Origin of the sequence: Streptomyces alkaliterrae (assembly GCF_007097205.2) — a bacterium.
GTDB lineage: Bacteria > Actinomycetota > Actinomycetes > Streptomycetales > Streptomycetaceae > Streptomyces > Streptomyces alkaliterrae.
Window position 1 is genome coordinate 1 of the sequence record NZ_VJYK02000693.1, and the last position, 552, is coordinate 552.

A 552-nucleotide genomic window follows, 5' to 3' on the forward strand; every position below is an offset into this window, starting at 1 on the left:
GGCCAGGGGCGGCGGGGGGTGACACGGAACTCCTCGGCCGCGAGATGGCGGGCGGAGGTGCGCCGCCACACCGTCTCGGCCAGCGCGCCGCCGTCGGCGAGCGACACGGAGCAGCAGCCGGCGAGCCAGTTGTGGCCGCCGGCGAGCAGATAGCGGGCGATGCCGGCCCACATCAGGGAGATGACCGCGCCGTCCCGGTGGTCGGGGTGCACGCAGGACCGCCCGGCCTCCACCAGGTCGCCCCGGATGCCGTCGAGCCGGTCCAGGGCGAACTCCTGCTCGGAGTAGAGGTGTCCGGCGATCCGGGCGCGCTCGGGCGGCAGCAGTCGGTAGGTGCCGACCACCCGGCCGGTGGCGTTCTCCACCACGAGCAGGTGGTCGCAGTGGTTGTCGAACCAGTCGGCGTCCAGGCCGGGGCCGCCCCTGAGCCGGGCGCCCAGTTCCCGGGCGAAGACCTGGTGGCGGAGCCGCTGCGCGGCACGTACCTGGCTCTCGTCCGTGGCGAGTTGCACCCGGTAGCGGGCGGCGGCCGGCGCGGGGCCGGTCGAGGGC

General features: G+C 75.9%; 1 protein-coding gene. It reads right to left on the reverse strand.

Going from position 1 to position 552, the window contains the following annotated elements; all coding sequences use genetic code 11:
• Positions 1–552: GNAT family N-acetyltransferase (locus FNX44_RS27520; protein WP_153507819.1), on the reverse strand; the 552-nt coding region annotated here is incomplete at both ends.